At 71.2% G+C, this 21,621-nt stretch carries 5 protein-coding genes; 4 read left to right on the top strand and 1 reads right to left on the bottom strand.

All coding sequences use genetic code 11. The annotated features are described in order from the left end of the window. Positions 1–74 precede the first annotated feature (74 nt). The 4 genes from ER308_RS14995 to ER308_RS15010 all read left to right on the top strand — a co-directional run bounded on the left by ER308_RS14995 (position 75) and on the right by ER308_RS15010 (position 11,171). Positions 75–2,477 (top strand): cell wall-binding repeat-containing protein, encoded by a 2,403-nt coding sequence (locus ER308_RS14995; RefSeq protein ID WP_131155732.1) that lies wholly within the window; start codon positions 75–77, stop codon positions 2,475–2,477. A gap of 170 nt (positions 2,478–2,647) precedes the next feature. Further along, the gene (locus tag ER308_RS15000; RefSeq protein WP_131155733.1) at positions 2,648–4,471 is read left to right on the top strand and encodes an O-antigen ligase family protein; all 1,824 of its coding nucleotides are present in this window, start codon (positions 2,648–2,650) and stop codon (positions 4,469–4,471) included. 72 nt (positions 4,472–4,543) lie between these two features. Next, a complete protein-coding gene (locus ER308_RS15005; protein ID WP_131155734.1) occupies positions 4,544–5,407 on the top strand; it encodes an ATP-grasp fold amidoligase family protein in 864 nt (287 codons plus the stop codon). 244 nt (positions 5,408–5,651) lie between these two features. Next, positions 5,652–11,171: a cell wall-binding repeat-containing protein gene (locus tag ER308_RS15010; protein WP_131155735.1), complete on the top strand. Its 5,520-nt coding sequence runs from the start codon at positions 5,652–5,654 to the stop codon at positions 11,169–11,171. 60 nt (positions 11,172–11,231) lie between these two features. Here ER308_RS15010 and ER308_RS15015 read toward each other — a convergent pair whose 3' ends face one another. Then, complete coding sequence (locus ER308_RS15015) at positions 11,232–21,233, bottom strand: Ig-like domain repeat protein (protein WP_131155736.1); 10,002 nt, start codon at positions 21,231–21,233, stop codon at positions 11,232–11,234. Between the last annotated feature and the right edge of the window lie 388 nt (positions 21,234–21,621).

Raw genomic sequence — 21,621 nt, forward strand, 5'->3', positions numbered from 1 at the left:
CATCTGTGGAACCACAGATCCAGGAGGTCAAATTGAGTACATCCGTAGTGCGCGCACCAGGACGCGCCCTCGCGGTGCTTGCCGCACTCGCGCTGGTCGCGTCCGTGGTCGTCTACGCGCCTCCGGCCGCAGCCGATGAGCACGAACCGGAAACCCAGCGCATCGAGGGTGACGACCGGTTCGAGACAGCGGCTGAGGCTTCGCAGGAGACCTACGACGATGCTGACGACGTCATCATCGCCGCGGGCTTCAACTTCCCCGACGCGCTCGCCTCGGGCGGGCTCTCGGGCGCGGTCGACGCGCCGATCCTGCTCGTCAACGACGTGCTGGACAGCGCCACCGACGACACGCTCGACGAGCTCGACCGCCTCGACCCCAGCACCGTGCACGTCGCGGGTGGCGAGAGCGCGGTCAGCGCCAGCATCGAAGCTGAGCTCGAGGGCGACTGGGACATCGAGCGGTTCGACGGTGAGGACCGCTTCGAGACCGCCGCGCAGATGGCCGGCGAGTTCGACAGCGACGACGTCGACACCGCCGTCGTGGCCACCGGCCGCGTGGCCGCCGACTCGCTGTCGGTCGGGCCGCTCGCCCAGGGCAACGGCTACCCGATCCTGCTGACCGAGGTCAACGACCTGCCGGACTTCTCGGCTGACGCCCTCGAGAACCTCGACGTGGACGACGTGCTCGTCCTTGGTGGCGGCAGTGCCGTCAGCGACGAGGTCGTCGAGCAGATCGAGGACATCACCGGCGACGACTCGGTGGAGCGCCTCGACGGGGACACCCGCTTCGAGACCGCGATCGAGATCGCACAGTACGACGACGACTTCGCGGACAGCAGCGAGGTCCTCGTGGCCACGGGCTTCGGTCCGGAGAACCCGGACGGTGACAACGTCCCGGCGGACGCCCTCGCGGCGGCCCCGTACGGCGGCGAGAACACCAGCCCGCTCCTGCCGATCAACGACATCCGCGACGAGCTGCCGGACGCGATCGAGGACTACGCCTCGGACAACGCCGCGCAGATCGACCTCATCACCATCTTCGGTGGCACCGCTGCCGTCTCGGCCAACGTCGAGAGCGCGATCCAGTCGGCGGCCACCACTGAGGTCACCCCGGCAGTCGGGTTCGTCGATGGTCCTGAGCTGCAGTCCGTTGACCTGGTGAGCGAGGTCGGCAGCACCGCTCGCGTTGCGTTCGAGTTCGACGAAGACGTCGTCGCTGGCGACGCCAACATCGACGAAGAAGGGTTCTACCTCCACGATGCCTTCGGGGAATCCGAGGAGGGAGATGCGGCGGCTCGTGCCGACGACAACAACGTCGTGAACGTCGACTTCCAGAATCTGAATCTGGATCTGGACGACGTGACCGCTGGAACCGTCGAGTACGGGACGGTCAGCACTGCCGCCGGGGACGCCAACCCCGAGGGCTCGGCCGGGTACCAGGACTTGGAGTTCGACGGGCTGGCTGACCTGCCAAACCTGATGGACGTCGGCGACATCGACGAGAACGACGCCGACAACCTTGAGGTTGAGTTCGTCTTCGACGAGGACATCGACACCGATGCCGGTAATCTTGGGGAGGACGGCTTCAACGCTGTGTACGTCGACGACGATGACGAGACTGCCAGCCAGTCCGGTGAGGGTGTGGTGGACGTCGATGACGAGGTCGTGACCGTCGAGTTTGACCTTGACGACGACGACGACGAGATCCGCCGGATCAACATCGACCACGGGACGGCACTTGCTTCCGGGGCCGATAGCGTCCTTCAGTCGGTGGACGTAGCGAACGGCGGTTCGACAACGTACCCCGACCTTGAGGACGTCGAGGTCAACGGTGACGTCGTGACGTACGAGTTCAGCGAGACTGTCCTCGCGGACGATGAAGCCGACGCGTTCGCCGTCTACGCCGTGAACGGCAACACGCTGGAGGTCGACAGCGACGAAGGCGACGCTGTTGACTACGACGGCTCGACCGTCGAGGTCGACTTCAGCGAGGAATACGAGGACGGTGTTCTCGCTGAGGGCGTCATCGGTGCGACCGTCGCCGACGAGGCTGTTGCGGCCGATACCGCTGCTGGCGAAGAGAACTTCGCCGGTGAGGTGCGGTTCGACATCGGCTTGGACGCGGGCGAGTCGTTCGCTCCGGTCTTGACCGAGGCGTCGATCGAGGAGTTCACCGACATCGACGGTGACCTCGAGTCCGTCGAGGTGACCTACACCTTCGACAAGGACGTCGACGTCGCCGATGTGGGTTCGTTCCGCATCTATGACGAGTCGGTCGAGTTCGCCGACGATGGTTCGGAGGACGAGGTCGACGGCAACGAGGTCGTTGTCGAGTTCGAGATCGATGACGGCGATGGTGACCTCGACGACCTCGACGATCCGGTCCTCGCGACGGTCCTTTCCGGAGCGGTGGACAACGATGACTCGATCGACTGGTTCATCGAGGAGTCCAACTTCGAGGGCGCGGCGGGCTTCTAGCCCAAAGCGTCGGTACTGAGTCCGGTTTCTCCAATTCGGACGACAGAACCGAAGTAAGCCCGAGGGGCCCGGTCTTCGGACCGGGCCCCTTCGGCGTTTTCGGACGCCGCCTTCGTGTCCCTGCGCTGAGTTCGCGAGATGGCGGAGCCCGGATCTAGGCTGCGCGCCCTATGACGCGTCACCCCCGAACCGAGGTGCTCGTGGTGGGGGCCGTGGCCGTGCTGGCCCCACTGGCCTTCTCACGAGCACTCATCGGTGGCGTCACCGCAGCGAAGTGGCCGATCGTGATGGCAGGAGCGGTGGCCCTTCTGGCGCTGTGGGCGCATGGCACGATCAAAGATCGGTCGGTACGGCCGCCGACCAACCTGGCGGTGTGGCTTGGTGTTGCCGCAGCCCTCGGGATCGCGCTCGGCGTACTCGCCAACGGCGTCGGCTGGGCCGGTTGGTGGGGTGAGGAGGCACGCGCGAACGGCGCGCTGCTGTATCTGGGCGCCGCCGCGGCACTGCTTGCCATCGTGGCGGGTGCGCCGGTCCAGGAGGTTCGAGCCCTGCGCACGGCGCTGGTTGCCGTCGGAGGGGTGGTCGCCCTGCACGGGTTGCTGCAGTACGCGGGCGCCGACCCGTTGGACATGCCAAGTGCCTTCGGCCCGGTCGTCGCGACGATGGGCAACCCGAACTTCGCATCGGCGATCCTGGGGATCGCCGTGCCGCTCGTGGCGTCACTCGCACTCGAGCGACGACAGCTCCAGTGGCGTTCGACCGTCGGCGCCCTCGCACTCGGACTGCTCGTCGTCGCGAGCCTGTCGGGCTCGGTGCAGGGCCCCATCGTCGGCGTGGTGGGGCTCGGTGTGCTGCTCGTCGCCTGGCTGCTGGAGCACGGCGGCAGGGTCCAGCGCATCGGGCTCGCCGCCGCCGCCGGTGGCGGGGCGGTCGGGCTCACGCTCGGGCTGACGGGGCTGGGTGGAGTCGGACCGTTGTCGGGCCTTTCCAATCTCGCGGCGGTCGGGCCCCGCCTCCTGTACTGGGAGACGGCGTGGGCCATGTTCCGTGCCGAGCCACTCACAGGGGTGGGTGTCGGCCGCTTCTCGGCCCATTACCGCGAGTTCCGCCCACCCGAGGGCGCGACCGAGTACGAGTCGACGCTCATCGCCGATTCCGCGCACAGTGTTCCGCTCGACATCGCCGCCCAGGCCGGACTACTCGGGCTCGTGCCCTATGTCGCCTTCGTCGTGGGGGTCGGTGTGGCGCTCGTGGTCGGGCTTCGCCGCACGCAGGGTCCTCAACGCTTGCTGCTGGGCGGCGTCGGTGGCGCCTGGGCGGCGTACCAGGTGCAGTCGCTCGTGTCGATCGATGTGCCCGCGCTAGCGGTGTGGCACTGGGTGCTCGCCGGCATGGTGCTCGCCCTCAGCGGCACGGTTCGAACGCGCGAGTTCGGCAGCAGCGAGGGGGGCGGACGACCGCGACGCCGGCAGCGATCCCGCCCCCGCGAAGTCATCACGGTCGCTGTGACTGCGGCGATCGTGCTGGTCGGCGCCTGGGCGGCCACCGTGCCCTTGCGCGCGGAGCGGGCGGCCGCGGAAGGCGTCGCGCGCATCCAGACCGGCGACCTCGATCGTGGTGGCGAACGCCTCGAGCACGCTGAGCAGCTCATCGGAAGTTCGGGACGCTACCAACAGGAACGAGCCGACGCGCTCGCGACGGTGGGCGAACTCGACGCCGCCCTAGACGCGCACAGCGACGCCCTCGACGCCGACCCGCGCCGCTTCCCCTCGCTCGTGGGCTCCGCGCGGATCGCCGACGAACTCGGCGAGCACGAGCTCGCGGACGAGATGTGGCGCCGGATCATGGAGATCGAGCGAGCCCAGCCCGATCTGGTGGGCGAAGCCGTGGAGCACTGGCTCGACCGGGGCGACGACGAGCGTGCGAACGCGCTGCTCGATCGATCGGCGCGCTTGGGGGTGCTCACTCCGGAGCTTGAAGCGCTCCGCCCCTGAGACGGTGCTCACCGCCGTCCGTGCACGAATGACCGACACGTCGGTGTGGCGGCCCCGCTACGCTCGACCGGGATGGGTGAATCACTGACCCGGCCTTCGTTCGGCTACGAGATCGCGGCGGCGAATCGGCGCAAGGACAACCCGCTCGTCGCAGTGATCGGCAAGCAGGCGGCTCGTCGCGTCCTCGAGTCGCTCGGCGCGCCCGTGCCGCGCCACCACGACGTGCTCGGTTCGCTTCGTGAGGTGACGCCCAGCCATCTCACCGAGCCGCGGGTTCTCAAGCCCGTCAGCGGGTCGAGTTCCCACGGCGTCGCGGCGTTGGTGCCCGACGGGAGCGGTCGGGGCTGGCACGACGTGCTGGCCGGGACGTCGGAGACCTTCGAGGAGCTCATCGCGCGTCTCGAGGGGATCGCGCGGAAGCGTCGCGTCGGCGAACAGTGGCTGGTCGAGGAGCTCCTCCTGCACCCGGACGAGGACCCTCGGCCCGCCAACGACGTGAAGGTCTACGCGTTCCGGGGCGAGATCGGATGCGTGTTGCTGCAGCGAGCGGCCCCTCGGCGCTACCGCTGGTTCGACGCGGACTGGACGCCGGTCGATGTCGGCAAGTACCGAGACCGCATCGACGAGACACTCGCGCCTCAGGATCCCGAAGGTGCGCTCCGCCTGGCGGCTGACATCTCGTCGGCATTGCCGATCCCGTTCATGCGCGTCGACCTGTACGACAGTTCCCGGGGGCTGGTGGTGGGGGAACTGACACCGCTCCCGGGCAAGGCCGACCGCTTCGATCCGGCCTGGGACGAACATCTCGGGACGTTGTACGAGCGCGCGGAGAGTCGACTGCTCACCGACATGCTCGATTGGCGCAAGCACATGCCCCGCCGATCGTGGCGGGCGGTGCGCCACCGCGCCGAGGAGATCCGCACGCAATACCGATAGCCGGCGGCAGGGTCGATGCTGGCGGCCGCATCGGCCGGACGGCGTGGCTACTGCGTTCGCGTCGGCGGAGTGCCGGCCCGCCCCGAGGTTGAGTGCCTGTAGCGAGGACCGGCTACGTGGTCGTTGCCGGACAGTCGGCTGGATCGTCCCCGCACGACTCTATTGAATTTGGTATTGGTAGTTGGTAGAGTAGCGACTCTGTGTAGTCGCTCCCTGCCCGCGGGTCATCCTCGGAGGTCTGTCGTTGTCATACCCACGCCTGGCTGCTCGTGCGTTGCTGCCGCGTCGCGCGCTCGCCGTCCTGCTCGTCCTGGTCCTCGTCGCCAGCCTTGTCGCGGTCCCGCCGTCCACGCCCGCGACTGCCGCGGACACCGTCGGCGTCACCTTCGGACTCGAGGGAGCCGGAGGCGGCAACGAGGGTGGCTCCGGTGGTTGGGCCGCAGGTACCGCCGAGCTCGACATCGGCGACGAGTTCACCGTCGTGGTCGGTGGCGCCGGTGACCAGCAGGCCCAGAGTCCTGGTGATAGCGGCTTCAACGGCGGCGGAGATGCGAGGCTGCAGGGCGACTATGCGGGCGGGCCGATCGGCACAGGCGGCGGCGCGACCGACGTGCGCCTCGACGGCGACGGCCTAGACGAGCGCGTGCTTGTCGCCGGCGGCGGGGGAGGCGGCGCGAGCGACTGGAACACCAGCGCCAGCGGCGGGGACGGGGGCGGCGAGGAAGGAGAGGGCGGCAGCGCCAGCTACGCCACGGGTGGCGGCGGCACCCAGGGGGACGGCGGCGAGGGAGAGGCCAGCTGCGGCGAGTACTGCCCCGATGGTCCGCCCGACGGCGTGTTCGACGACGGCGACCCTGGCCAGGGGGGCGACGTCGACGTGCAGACCGGTGGCAGCTACGCCGCCGGCGGCGGGGGTGGCTGGCACGGCGGCGGGGGCGCCGGCGAGCAGTACCCCAGCGACGACTACGGCGTCGCCGGCGGGGGTGGCTCCGGGCACATCGATGACGACGTGATCTCTGACGGGAGCATGGAGACTGGCGGCGGTGCCGGCGCGGCGAGCGACGGCAGCGCGACGGTGACGCTCGTCTACCCCGGCGGGGCCGAGCAGACCGAGACGTTCGGGCAAGGCGAGCACACGGTCGCCCTGGGGGAGGCCCCGGACGCTCCCACAATCGACGACGCGGGTCTCGGCGAGGTCACCACCGACGAGGCGACGATCGACGTGGCGTGGACCGAGCCCAGTGACACCGGCGACGAGGGCGTGACCAGCTACCGCGTCGAGATCCATCACGCCGGCGACGCTCCCGGTGACGCCGAGCCGCTCGCCGAGACCCAGCCCGACGAGGACGCGGACTCGGCGTCGCTCACCGTCGAGGAGGCCGGGGAGCTGGAAGCCTTCGTGCGCGCCGAGAGCGGGATCGCGCCGGGCGACTGGGATAGCGCAGCGGTCGGTGACGTCGCCCTGTGCCCCACCGCGCCGGTCGACCCTGCCGTGGACGACGTCGCCTGGGACCAGGAGCAGCGCGAGGCGACGGTGAGCTGGGAGCCTCCCGAGTCCGACGGCGGCGACGACCTCCTCGAGTACGTGGTCACCAGCGGCGAGGCCAGCACGACCGTCGGTGCCGGCACACACGCGGCAACCGTTGCGGTGGCCGCAGGCGGCGACACCGTCGAGATCGAGGCGGTGAACGACGTGGTCACCGGTGAGGCAGCCGCGACGACGGTGGACGCGCTGGACGCTCCCGGCAGCGATCTCGACCCGATCGACGCGACCCCGGAGCCCACCGACGGCGCGGTCGATGTGCACCTCGACTGGTCCGAACCGAGCGACTGGGGCGACGGCGAAAGCGCGCCGGCCGGGCACTACCGGGTCGAGCGCGACGGGCAGACGCTGGCCGACGACGTCGACGCGACCGCCACGACCGTGGAGATCGGCGAGACCGACCTCGGCGACACCCATCCAGTCGAGGTCTTCGCGGTCGGGATCCAGGGCGACGACGGCGCGGCCGTGCCCACTGACGCGTCGTTCGGCGGCGCCCCGGACGCGCCGACTGGGCTGGCGGTCACGGACGCACCGGCCTGGGACGTCGATGCGGACGCCTACACCGTCCCCCTCGCGTGGGACGCCTACGAGCCTCCGCAGGACCTGCCGACGGGCACCGAGCTGGTGGCTACCAGCGACGGCGAGGAGGTGGCCCGCGCTGGCGAGGACGACACGGGGGCGACCGCGGTCCTGCCGAGCGATCCGCTGGAGAGCGAAGAGGTCGAGCTGCGCGCGGTCAACCCGTCGGCCGAGAGCGCCCCGGCGACGGCGCACCTGTCCGACCCCGACGCGCCCGAGGCCCCCGACGTCGTCGTCACCGACCAGGAGGTCGTCGACGATGGCGAGCAGGTGCAGGCCACCGTCGAGCTGTCCTGGGACGGTCAGCAGGCGCCCGTCGACGCCTTGGAGGTCGTCGACAGCGACGACGGAGCCGTGCTCGCCGTGCACGACGACCCGGCCGGCGACGCGGGAGAGGCCGGCCTGGTCACCGCGACCCTGACCGCCGACGCGACCGCCTTCCGGGACGCGCAGCTGGCCGACCGTCCCGCGGTCGAGGTCCGGCTGGTCGCCACCGGCGCGGTCGAGGGGGCTGTCGCGGTGGTGCAGGCACAGGAGCTCGAGGGGCCCGACATCGTCGCGGAGATCGATCGAACCGCCTCGCAGCTGGTGGTCGACGCCGCCGCCACCAGCGCCGTGATCCTCGACGAGGTGACGGTCGTTGGTGAAGCGCTCGACGGGGACGCCACGATCGACGAGGTCGCCACGGACCCGGGGGACGAGGCGGTCTTCGACCTCGCCGGAGAGGGGGCGCTGTGGGAGCTCGAGGTGACCGTGGAGACCGCGGCGGGACAGACGACCTCCACCACGGTGGTGGGGCTGACGGGAACGCCACCCGAACCCGAGATCGAGGCCGCGGTGAACGAGCCGGCCTCGCCGCGGTACCACGTCACCGTCGACGCGCCGACCCACTACTACGCCGATGCGGTCGCCGACGCCGTTGACCCCGTGGCGGTGCTCGTGACCCTGGAGCATCCCGACGACGAGGACCCGGTCGACGAAGCGGTCCTCGACGCGGTCGAGGCGCCGGAGACCGTGGCACTGGACACCGGCGAGGTCGATCCCGAGCAGCTGGAGGCACAGGCGGTCGCGGTCTGGACCGACCCCGCCGCCGGCGACACGGTCGACAGCGAGCCCGCCGGCACCAACGTGGTCGAGCGGTCGGCGAATGTCGGGCCCACCATCGAGGTCAACGCCGACGGTGACGAGCCCCGCGCCGACGTGCCCGCAGCTGCGGGCTGCTGGACCGGCGCGGAGACCTCGGACGGCCAGCCCGAGTGCACCTTGCGCGCGGCCATCGAATTCGCCAACGCCACCGCCGACGCCGACCTCGATCCGGTGCAGGAGATCGTCTTGCCGGCCGGGGCAACCATCGTCCCCGACGAGGCGCTCGAGCTCGACGTGGAACAGGAGGTCACGGTCACCGGCGACGAGCGCGACGTGGCGGAGGTCGTCCTCGCCGACGGCGACCTCACGGCGGCCGCGGGGGTCACCCTCGACCGGCTCGACGTCACCGACGGCGTGATCACCAGCGGCGGTGCGGTCGCCACGACCGGCGTCGTGCTCACCAACACGCACCTCATGGCCGACGAGGACCTCACCCTCGAGCGCTCGAGCGCCACCGACGGGTCAGTGACGGGCACCCACGTGGACCTGACCGGCTCGGCGGTCGTGGATGCGGACGTCTCTGCCGAACGGGTGACCGTGGCCGCGAGCACGGTGCGCGGGGGAGCCGTGCACGCCGAGCAGACCATCGTGTCCGGGACGACGTTGGACGGGTGGGAACTGCCCGACGATCCCAACGCGACCGTCGCGATTGCCGGGTCCATCGTCGCGTTGACCGGATGCGGCGCCGCGGAGGTGACCGACGAGGGCGGCAACGCGCGGTTGGGCGGCAACTGCGCTGACGGTCTCGACGGACCCACCGTGGACATTGGCAACCTCGTGCCCGTCGATGCGGAGGCCAACGCCGCTGACGGCCTGTTCCGCCGTGGCGAGGCGCTGGCCCCGGACCCCGACGCCGTTGACCACGGCTCGTTCGACGACCTGTTCGACCGAGCCGACAGCGAAACGTGCCCGAACCGCGACCAGCTCGGGAACCCACCGGCGGGATGGGACTGTGACAGCGGCGCGGTGGAAACCGGTCTCGCCGACCGCGGACAGGACGCCGGCACCGTCGAGGTGACCGTCCTCGATCCGTCGGGAGAGTCCGCGGACGGCGCCTCGGTCACCTTCACCGACACGGGGTCGGGTGACCACCGCGTCACGCACCATGCGGAGCCGGGGGCTGACCACCCGCTCATCTCGACGCTGTCGGTCGCGCCGGCGTCGGTGCCTCCCTCGGTGACCGCGGAGCTGCCTCCCGGGGAAGTGGATCTGCGCCTCCAGGCCGATGGCCTGGCCTCGTCCCGCGACAGCGCCGTGGTGCCCAGTGGCGGTGGAACGACGAGCACTGAGGCGCAGCTCTCGCGCCCCACCCGCCCGAGCCCGACCGAGTTGCAGGTGACAGTCACCGACGCCGGGGAGGCACTCGTCGCGGGCGCGGAGGTCGTCGTCGATGACGGGGCGCTGGCCGGGACGACCGACGAGGAAGGGCTCGTGGCCTGGTCGAGCAGCGATGAGGACGTGCCGACCGGCGACGTTGTCGAGATCGCGGTCACCGCGGACGGCCACCGGGACGCGACCGTGACCGAGGCCGTCGAGGCTCGGGCGACCACCGCGGTCGAGGTCGCGTTGGATCCCGCCGGCACGGAGCGGATCGCCGGGGGCGACCGTGTGGAGACCGCTGCCGAGGTCGCACTGGAAGCGCATCCCGACGGGTCCGATACCGCGGTGGTGGCCACCGGCGCCGAGCCGGCCGATAGCCTCGCAGCAGGTCCGCTCGCCGCCGCAGCCGATGCCCCGTTGCTGCTCACTCGCGGCGACGAGCTGCCGGCGGCCACGAGCGAGGCCCTCGAGGCGCTGGGGGTCACGCAGGTCCTGGTCGTCGGCGGTCCCGACGCCGTGGCGGGCAGCGTCGAGGCTGCCCTGGGTGGGGGCGGCGTGACCGTCGATCGGATCGCGGGACAGGACCGGTTCGACACCGCGGCGCGGGTCGCCGAGGAGGTCACGGCCCGCGGTGGCGCCACCGGTCGGGCGCTGCTCGCGGCGAGCGACCCGGCCGCACCCGAGCGTGGGTGGCCCGATGCCCTCGCGGCAGCGAGCTACGCCGGGATCGACGCGACGCCGATCCTGCTGACCAGGGCCGATGACGTGCCGGACGCGACCCGGGAGGCAGCCGATGGCCGCACGGTCGAGGTCGTCGGCGGCCCGACCGTCGTTTCCGATGACGCGACCGCGGGGCTGGATGTGGCTCGCCGCTTGGCCGGCGCCGACCGGTGGGGGACCACCGTGGCGGTGCTGGACGCAGCCATCGCGGTCGGGGCGGACCCCGACCAGGCGTGGATCGCCACCGGACGCGACTGGCCCGACGGGCTCACCGCCGGTGCGGCAGCCGCGGCCACCGGCGGGGTGCTCGTGCTCGTGGACGGTGGCGATCTCGATGCCTCGGCGGCCACCCGCGAGTGGCTGACCGACCACGCTCCCGACCGGCTGCGCATCACCGGGGGCAGCGAGATCGTCACCCCGACCGTCGTCGAGGCGTTGTCCGGTCGTGAGCCCTGAGGGACGTGACCAGACATGCCGGGACTTGATGGTCAGGGCAGCCGCGGCCCTGGCCGTCGGCTAACGGACGGGGGAGGCGTCGAGGCGTCGTCGCTCCACGATCTCCTCGAGCGCGTCGACGGTCTCTGACGCGACGGCCGCCTTGCCGCCGAGCACCGTCACGGCGTCGAGCGGCCATCCCGCGACGGCGTCGCGGACGGCGGCAGGCGGCGCGCCGTCGGGTTCGACGAGCAGCACCGGCGCGCCGATGGCTGCGGCCGCCGGCACCCCGGCCAGCGCGTCGGCAAATACCCGGCCGGTGGTGACGAAGGCCTCGGTGGACTCATCGAGGGCGTCGGCGATCTCGACGGCGGTCTCGAACCGGTCGTCCCCCGCTCGGCGGTCGACCTCCCCGGGCACGACGAGCTCGACCTCCTCAATGACGTCGGGATCCACCGCGGACGGGCCGCCGAGCACGGTCACCGTTTCGACCTCGAGCGACTCGAGCGCCTCGACGGTGGCTTCGGGCAGCGCGTCCGGCTCGACGAGCAGCACCGGAGCCCCCTCCACGGCCGCGGGCACGCCACCGGCGAGGGCGTCGGCGAACTCCCGGCCCGTGGCGATGTAGGCGTGTTCCGCGGTCTCCTCGAACGTCGTCGTGGCGATCTCGGCAGCGGTCTCGAACCGATCCGCGCCGGCGACGCGCTCGACCTCGGCTTCGGCCTCCAGTTCGTCGGTGACGTCGCCGCTCACCGCTTGCTCTCCGCCCAGCACGGCGATGCGGTCGGGCGCGAGGTCGTCGATGGCGTCCACGGTCGCTTCGGGCAGCCGGTCCGGTCGGGTGAGCAGGACCGGCGCACGGTCGGCGTGGGCCGCCGGCCCGCCAGTGAGGGCGTCGGCGAACTCCTCGCCCGTGGCGACGTAGACGGTGTCGGTGCTGCCCTCGTACGCGTCTCGGGCGATGGTCGCTGCGGTCTCGTAGCGATCGTCACCCGATAGGCGGGAGACCGTGAGTTGCCCGAGGTCCGTCTCGGGTTCCCCCTCGGGGTCCTCCTCGGGCTCCGGGTCGTCGTCCGGCCCGGGGGGCGGGCTCGGCCCCGGCGAGGACTCCGGCTCCTCGGCCTCGACCTCGACGATGGCGTCCCGGGTGAGCCCATGACGGCCCTCGACCTCGACGCTGCTCGACGTCACACCCTCGTAGAGCCCTTCCTCGTCGGAGAGGACGGCCACGTACGTTTCCTCCTCGACGTCGGGGAACACCGCGACCCCATCGACCCCGGTCACGGTTCGCGCGACGACGTCCTGGTCGTCGCGCAGCTCCGCGTCCACGAAGGGCAGAGGGTCGCCCTCGCCGTCCACCACGCGAACGGCCGTGAAGGGTGCCGGCTCGACGACGAGATCTACCGAGTTGGTCGCGGGGACCTCCACGGTCGTGGAGCTCTCCGCCCAGCCAGGTGCCGAGGTCGTGACCTCGTACGTGCCGGCGACCACGCCGTTGAATGTCAAATCGCCGTCGGCATCCACGCCGGCCCGGCCAGCTGCCGTGTCCGTCGCGGTATCACGCAGGCTCACCTGTAGCCCGGTGGGTGCCTGTCCGTCAGGGTCTTCGACGGAGACGTGCAACTCGTGGGTGGGCTCGCCCGCGATCTCGCCCAGGTCCAGCGTCTCGCCTGCCTCCAGCTCGAATCGCTCGGCCGACGCCAGCTCGGGACCGCCAAGCCAGCCCCCGGTCTGTCCGGGAACGAGCGGGTTCGAGAACACGCGGTACTGCCCGGGGGCCAGCCCCTCGACGACGAACGAGCCGTCGGATTCGACCGGTGCGAGGTCCACGCCGTCTGCGTCGTCGAGCACGACGACCTCGCCACCGTCCAGCGGAGCTCCACCGGGATCGGTCAGGGTGCCGGCGATCTCGGCCGGGCCACCCGTCAGTGCCTGCGGCCGGAGCAGGCCCTGACGTGGGGCGGTGTCGAGTTCCACTGGTGCCGTGCCACCCGCCGGACCCAGTCGGTCGCGAATGAGGCTGCGTACCGGCATCCAGTCGGTGGGCCGCTCGGGGGTTCCGCCGTCGAGCAGGACGTGGTGGGCGTCGAGCCCGTGGCCAGAAACGGTGTGCGTGCTGCCTTCGACATGCGGGTGCACGTGGTCGGCTACGGTTACATCGGGCGGCATACACGAGTCCTGCGGGGTGCCCAACGTGTTCACCCGAGTCGCTGAATCCCCGATGCGCCCGAGGTCGCGCTCGACGACGGGCTTCTCGACCTTGGCCAGCGGATCGGCGACGCGCTCGGCGTTCGCGCGTACCTGGACGGTCTGCCGATCGAGCTCGTCGAAGGCCCGGTCGACCCACCACTGATTGAAGCTCGTCAGGCACGACACGACGTCGATCTCCTGGACGGTCGTGGCGGGGTACACCGCGCCGTTGACGGTGATGACCGAGCCGACGAGATCCTCGAAGCGTTCGCACGGGTACCCGTCCGGGGTCGTCTCGCCCTCACAGTCGTCCGCCCGGCTCGCGGCCGCCGAGGCGATGTTCAGGACCTGGCGGCCACCGAGCGAATGGCCGACGAAGTGGAAGCGCAGCCATTCGCCGTGCGCCTCGTACCAGGCGCGGTCGTACTCGATGAGGGCGTCGAGGTACTCCTCACCCGTGCTCCTGATGGCACCGCCGATCCACTCCGAGGGGTCGACCATGTCGAGTAGCCTCGCCGCCTCGCTTGCGGTGCGCTGGAGCTCAGAGACGGTGTCCCGGCGACTGTAGGGCACGGGCTCGAAGATCGGGCCCTCGTCGGTTTGGCGGACGTTCGCGCCGTTGTAGGAGAACTCGAGGATGGTGCGGTTCGGCTCCTCGTACGGTCCCGCTCCGAGGTGGCCGAGCTCGTAGCCGAACTCGGTGAGTTGCCCGACGACACTCTCGAAGTGGGTGTCGTTGGGACGCCCGAAACGCTCGCGCCAGCGCTCGTCGCCTTCCTCCACCCGGGAGAACAGGCCAGCGGCGAGCACCACCACGTCCTCACCCGGGCAATCCGGGCGCAACGTCACCGAGCCCCATTCCCCCCAAGTCCCCAGTTCGTCCTGCGCTCGCGCACGAACCTCGAGGCCCGCGTCGGGCAGATCATCGGCCTGGAAGGTGTCGAGCTGGACCGTGTCCGAGCGGCCGCTGAGGTCCCCGCTCTGTTCCTCCCACTCGGCGATCTCGATCTCGTAGCCGGTGAGGTCGAGGATCTCATCGCTGAACGCCGCCTCGAGTGTCGCCGACCCACCGCACAGGTGGCGCTGCCCGTCGGTGAAGACCAGGCTCGCCGACGGCGAGGTGGGCGTGCTCGTCGCGCCGGCGCGGGACACGGGGTGGAAGAGCTCACGGTCCCCGTCGATCGATGTCGAAACGGCCCACTCGGACGCGCCCTTGTCCTCCTCCCTCGGGATCGCGACGACTCGTTCGCGGACCTCTTCACCGTCGATCCGCTCGTCGGGGAACTGGGTGTTGAGGTCTTCGGTCGAGTACAGCTCGTAGTCGTCGGCGCCCCGGACCTCGTCCCAGGCGAGGACGACGTGCTCGCGGCGGGAGAACGTCCGCAGGTCGTACGTCTCGGCAGGTGGACGCATGGGTTCCACCGTCGAGATGTCGGCATCTGGGATCTCGGAACCGGCCACCTCGCTCACGTACGACTCGTGCTCCACGATCTCGCCGCTCACGGCCGGCACGAGCGTCGCGGTCGGTGCCCACACCTGCTCGCCGGCCGGGATCGTGCCGAGCCGCAACTCGCGGGGCTGCCGCGGCTGGTAGACCGCGTTCTCGGTCTCCTCGAGCAGGGTGATCTGCGTGTTGTAGACGTCGATGTCGGCGACGTTCTCGAAGCCGAGCCGCAGGCCCATCGGGTTGCGGGTCCAGACGGCCTCGTCGGGCTCCACGAGCAGTTGGAGCGCGTCGGCGCCCCACACGTGCAACGGCTCCTCGGCGCGGGCGACGACGTCGACCGTGGCCCCCAGCGGATCGAGCACCCCGGTCGCGGTCGCCTCGAGGTCGTAGTGACCCGAGGCGTCACCGCGCACGACCCAGTTGGCGGTGCGCTGCTCGCCCCCAGGGATGTCGCCCATCTCGACCGTCGACGACTGCCCGCCTGCGATCGGCGCGAGGCTCAGGCCTTCCGGCAGCGGCAGCCGCGCGGTCATGTCCTTGGCCTCGAAGCCCGCGGGCGCGAGGTTCAGGACGGTGAACTCGACGTCGAAGAACTCCTTGAGGAAGCGGCCCTCGATCGGGATGACGATGTAGGTCAGGTGGGGCTCGCGCGAGCTGCCGGGTTGGCCGCTGCCGGTGCTGCCGAACCGCATGACGTGCTGGTAGCCCCCGATGGTCCTCGAGCAGCGGTCCTGCTCGCACGTCCAGTCGGGGAGATCCCAGTCGAAAACCCCGCCGGCCCCGCCGAAGACCACGTTGCCGCCGACGTCGAACCCTCGGACGCGCAGGTTGATGTCGGCCTGCCAGACGTGCTGGTTCTCCGGGTCGTTCGGGTCGAGACCGTGCTCCTCGATCTCGCTCTCGTCGAGGCGCTCGGCGTCGACCTCGCCCTCGAGGGGCTCGCCCGCCTCGAGATCGATGGTGACCTCACCGCGGCCGTCGTCGGCGACCTCGGCCTCGGCGACGTCGGGCAGGAACTCGTCGGTGCCGGTGTAGACGACGACCTCCCCTGGCGGCAGCCCGCGCAGCACGGCCTCGCCGTCGTCGTCCGTGGTCGCGTTGCGTTGGGTGCCGTCGGCCTCCTCGACGACGACCGGAGCGCCCTCGAGCGCCTGCCCCTCGCCGAGCACCTCCACGACGAGCCCCTCGGGCGCGGGATCGAGGGCCTCGACGGTGATCTCGTCGGTGTCGACTCCGACGGCGGTCTCGACCGTGAGGACGACGTCGTATGTTCCGGGCTCGTCGAACGTGTGGGTGACGGTCTCCCCCTCGGCGGAGTGGCCGTCGCCGAACTCCCAGGCGTAGTCGGCGATGGTGGGGCCCGGCGTCGACGCCGAGCCATCGAGTGTGAGCTCGGCTCCGGCGTCGACTGCCCGGTCGTCACCCCCGCGAGCGACCAGCGAATCGGGGTCGGCGACCTCGACGGTCACGACGGTGCTCGCGGCGTTGCCGTCGTCGTCCTCGGCGGTCAGGCGCACGGGGTAGCTGCCCGCCTCCTCGAAGGTGTGGGTCACCTGCTCGGAATCCTGCCCCTCCGTGGGGTCGCTCCCGTCGCTGGTGTCGAGCACCCACGGGGCTTCCGCGGTGGAGCCCTCGATCGTGATGTCGAACTCGACCTCGTGGGGCGCCAACCCGCCGGTGGGGGAGGCCGTGAGGCTCGGCTCCGGGGGATCCGTGTCCACGGCCTCGACCGTCACCTCGACGGGGTCGCTCTCGCTCGGCTCGTACGCGCTGCTCCCGGCGTACTCGGCGACGAGCTCGTGGGTGCCGACCGCCAACTCGGTGGTCTCGACGCTGAGCGCGCCGCCATCGAGGTCGCCCGTCGCGACCGGTTCGTCCGGGACGGCGACGATCTCGAGCTCGCCCTCCGCGGTGCCGCCGCCGGGTGCATCGACCTCGACCACCGCGTCGAGGTCGATGGGGTCACCCTCCCCGACGGTGCGCGGCGTCGCGCTCAGGGTGGTCGCGGTAGCCGCGGGCTCGACGGTCAGTGTCCGGTCGTCCTCGCTGTCGACGAACTCGGCGGGACCCTCGTAGCGTGCGACCACCGTCGGGGTGCCCGGCGGGAGCTCCGACGTCGTCACGCTCGCCTCGCCTTGCGAGTCAACGTCCGCCTCACCGAGCGGGTCGGTCACGTTCGCGTCGACGCGCTCGAACGTGACCGAACCCTCGGTGACGGCGGTGCGTTCCGCGCCGATGGCGGCGGTGAGCTCGACCTCCTCGCCGGTGACGGGCTCGATGGGCTCGACGGTCAGCTCCGTCTGGGTCGTAGCCGGGACGACGTCGATCGACGCGGTGTCGTCACTGGGGCCGGTGAGGTCGTCACCCGCGTACGCGGCCTCGATGTCGTGCTGACCGAGGTCGAGGCCGTCGATCTCGGCGGTCGCGACGCCGTCCTCCGGGGCGACCGTGGTCGCGTCGCCGTCCCACTCGAACACCACGGACCCGGCGGGCTCGATCGGCTCGCTGGCGTCGACCTCCACGGCCGCCGTCGCGGTCACCGATCGCCCGAAGGGCGCCTCGTCGGCCGGCTCGAGCGTCAGCCCGGTCGTGGTGGGCGCGCGGACGGTCACGGCGACGGGATCACTGTCGCCACCGAGGAGCCGGTCGCTGCCCGGGTAGCTCGCGACGAGCTCATGCTCACCCACCGGCAGGTCGTCGACGGTCACCGAGGCGGTGCCGCCGTCGAGCTCGACGCTCGTGACGTCGGTCGCGCCGTCGCCGCGAGTGATCGTCACCTCGCCGGCGGGTGTGCCGGCGCCGGGGTCGTCGACGGTGACGTCGGCGTCGAGGGCGAGGTCGTCGCCGGCCTCGATCGTGCTGGCGTCCGCGTCGAGGTTGACGCTCGTCGAGGCCGGCTCGACGGTCACCGGGTCGGAGGCCTCGCTCGGCATGAACGTGTCGGTGCCCTCGTAGCTCGCGGTGACCTCAACGGTGTCGACCGGCAGCTCATCGACGGTGATCTCCGCGACGCCCTGGGAGTTGAGGCCGGAGGTGTCCAGGGTCGTAGGGCCGTCGCCGAGGTCGGCGGTGAACGTCACCGTCCCGCTGATGACCGGCTCCCCGTCGGCCCCGACAGTCACCGACAGCGTCACCGTCTCGCCGGCCACCGGAGCGTCCGGGCTCGACGCCAGCGCGGTCTCGGTCGGTGCCCGCACCTGCACGGCCACCGGCTCGCTGACCGCGGGGGCGTAGGCGTCGCTGCCCTGGTACTCCACCGCGAGGTCGTAGCCCCCCGGCTCGAGCTCGGGGGCGAGCGTTGCGGTCCCGTCCCCCTCGAGGGTTCCGGTGACGAGCGCCTGCTCGTCGTCGACCTCGACCACTGCGACTTCGCCCGCCGGGGTGCCGGCGCCGGGCGGCGCCGCGCTGACGGCCGCATCGAGCACCGCTTCCTGTCCCGCGTCGACGACGTGATCGTCGGTGGTCACCGTGACCTCGGTCTCTGCTGCGCCGACGTCGATGGTCGTCGAGTCCTCGCTGTCGCTGAATCCCTCGCCCCCCGAGAACGCGGCTGTGATCTCGTGCGCCCCGGTGGGCAGCACCCGATCGACCTCGAGCGTGGCCGCGCCGTCGTCGGCGTCGACCGGTGCCCCGCCGAGCACCGGGTCCTCCAATCCCGCAGCCGAGAACGTGACGTCGCCCTCGGGTATCGTCGCTTCGACCTCGTCGTCGGTGACCACTGCAGTGAGCGTGAACGGCTCGCCGGTCACCACCTGCGACGGCGCCTCGAGCGTCGTGGTGGTCGCGGTAGGTGGCTGCTCGTGGGCCGAGATCTCGACGACGGCGCTCGCCTCCTGCCCGTCCGGGTCGGTCGCGGTCACCGTCGCGGTGGCGACGTCGGGCTCGTCGAAGGTGACGGTCGCGGTGATCGGATCGGCGGGCAGGCTGACCTCGCCCGAGCTCGGCGTGACGGTGGGTGCCGGCGCGTCGCCGTTCGTCCCCAACACCTCGATCTCCCAGTCGAGATCGGCCTCGGGCTGGTCGGTGTGGGCGAGCTCGATGGTCAGCTCGCTGTCGAGCGGTGCGACGCCCTCGTCGGGAGCGGCCTCCACGTCGACCAGCGGGCCGGGCTCACCGGCCAGGGTGAAGACGATGGGCAGGTCGACGTCGGCCTCGCCGTCCGTGTCGATCGTCACCGGCTCGGCCTGGCCGTCGACCTCGACCGCGAAGGCGCCCTCGGGGAGGTCGAAGCCGGCGACGCCGTCGTCGGGGGGAGCCAGCATCCGGTTGGTGACGTAGGCGTCGCCGTCGTCCACGATCGTGACGTCGGCGTGGTCGATGGGCGTTCCATCGGTGTCGAGGACCTCGACCACAAGGTTGCGCTCGGCGATCTCGAGGTCGACCGTCACTGGCTCGGCCTCGCCGGCCTCGACGGTGACGTCGATCCCCGCGGAGGCTCCCCACAGCGGGTCGATGTACTCGGCTCGCACCTCGTACTCCCCGTCCGGCAGCGTGAGCGCGTAGTCGCCGGTGCTGGGGTGCGCCTGGGTCTGTGCGACCTCCGCGCCGGTGTCGGCGTCGTGGGCGAGCACTCGCGGAGCGTCGCCAACGAGATGCGCGTCGAACGGGTCGCTGACGGTTCCGGTCACCGTCGCCGGGCCCACCCCGATCGTGAGCGGCATCTCGGGGGCGATGACGTCGGTGCCGTCGACCTCGAGCTCGACCGGATCTGTGGGTGCGAGGGGTGTGCCACTGGTCGGCGTCGCGACCAGCTCGACGGCCGCTTCGTCGACGAGGAGTGCGAAGTAGCCCTCGTCGTCGACGGAGCCCTGTTCGAGCTGCGAGCCCTCGTCGTCGTGGACCCGCACGGTCATGTTCGACAGCTCGTCCCCGTCGGCACCATCGACGGCGTGCAACTGCCCGTGGACGTTCGCGGGCACGAGGTCGAGGTGGATCGGTGGCGCGGGCGTCACCTCGCCACCGTCGACCTCGATCTCGACGCTCGTGTCCTCGCCAACGACGTCTTCGTGCTCGAACTCGCTGACCCACGGCTGCAGGCGGTAAGTGCCATCGGGCAGCGCCAGCCCGAAGTGGCCTTCGTCGTCGGTCCTCCCGTGGCCGTCGGGATGCGGCTCGAAGCTCTCGGTCTGCTCGTTGTACACCTCGGCCTCGACCTCGACATCGGCGAGCGGCTCCCGGTCGCTGCTGCGCACCAGGCCGTGGACGTTCGCGTCGGGGATCTCGAGCTCGACGGGCATCTCCGGCTCAACGTCGGCCCCGTCCACCTCGACGGTCACGGGGTCGCTGTCGCCCATCGGCGAGTCGAACGGGGCGAAGGCCTGCAGCTGGTAGTCACCGTCGCGTGGGGTGAACGCGAACGCGCCGTCGTCCTCGGTGGAGACCCCCATGACCGGGTCGTCCTCCCCGGCCCTGATGAGCTCGACGAAGAAACCTTCGAGCGGCGCGCCGCCCGTGTCGACGACCGTGCCGCGAACCGGAGCCTCGTCGAGGAGCGCGAGGTCGTGCGGCGCGGGTGGGTCCACCCCGTCCCCCTCGACCGAGACGGCCACGGGTGCACTGGGGACGGCGTTCTCCGCGAGGTCGCTGTAGGGCATGGCCTGTAGCACGTAGTCGGCGTCCGGTGGCGACGCGACGAAGCGCCCCGTGCGGTCGACGTCGAGGTCGGTGTGGAGTTGGGGGTCAAGGCCCTCCTCGTGGAGCTGTACGCTTACGTGGTCTCCGGCAACATCGCCATCGGGGGTCTCGACGGTGCCGTGGAGCAAGGGCTCGTCGACTGGCTCCTCGACGTCCGCGGGGGTCGCCTCGCCGTCCTCGACGGTGACCGTCACCCAGCGGGTCGCATCCCCCCACACGAAGCCGTCCTCGTCGGCGAGCCGCTCCTTGGCGTAGAGCAGATGCGTGCCGTCGGGCAGCCTCAGTTCGACGTCCTGGAACGATGTTAGGTCGTGGTGCACACGGGAGAACGTTGGATCGGCGGTGTCGACCGGCAGTGCCCGGACGGTCCCGGCAGCGTCGCTGGCGGTCCCGCTCACCGAGAGCGTGACGTTCGGTGCCTGCAGCTGGAGTTCGATCGTCGCGGGGGCGTCGACGAGGTCCCCTTCGGCGACGCTGAACGTGGTCGCAGCGGAGCGCAGCAATTCCCCCGGGCCCCCGCCTTCGCCGACGACGGTCCAGTCGGCGTCGGCCTCGAGATCCACCTCGACGTCGAACGTCCCGTCCGCGACGTCGTGGATCGTGTCGCTGCGCCGGTCGCTACCGTCCCCGTGGTCGATCTCTTGGACCACGCGGATCTGCGAGTGCGCCGGTGTCTCGCCATCGCGATCGACCAGCGTGCCCGAGAGCGTGACCTCGTCGGCGCTCGCGCTGCTCATCCCCGCGGTGAGCAGCGCGCCGGCCGCCAACCCTGCCGCCGCGCTGAGCCGTCGCCGCGTGTTCCCCTGCGCCATTCGAACTCCTGTTCCGCTAACGGACGGTGGGCCGTCACGGTGTCGCGTCGATGACACGAGGGCTCGGCGCTGCGATCGACGAGCCCCGCGACCAAGCGATCGTCGTGACGGCCAGGAGGGCGCGCATGGGGGGTAGTACGGGATCCTCGGCGGGGCCGCCGCGCTCGCGAGCGCGCCCTACCTCGGCGAGGCGCCCGCCCCGCTGACGGTGACCGGGTCCTTGCCCCGGGCGACGGGATCGACGTGGCAGCGGCCGACGTCCAGGCCGCCGACGACCTCGTTGTCGCACCGACGAAGCGAGCTCGGATAGGCTGCTCGAGAATCTCCCAACGCTCGACCGCGACCTGGCAGACGGTGCGTTCGTCGGCTTCGAGGGACCCTGACCGTC

Source organism: Egibacter rhizosphaerae, from assembly GCF_004322855.1.
Taxonomy (GTDB): Bacteria; Actinomycetota; Nitriliruptoria; order Euzebyales; family Egibacteraceae; genus Egibacter; species Egibacter rhizosphaerae.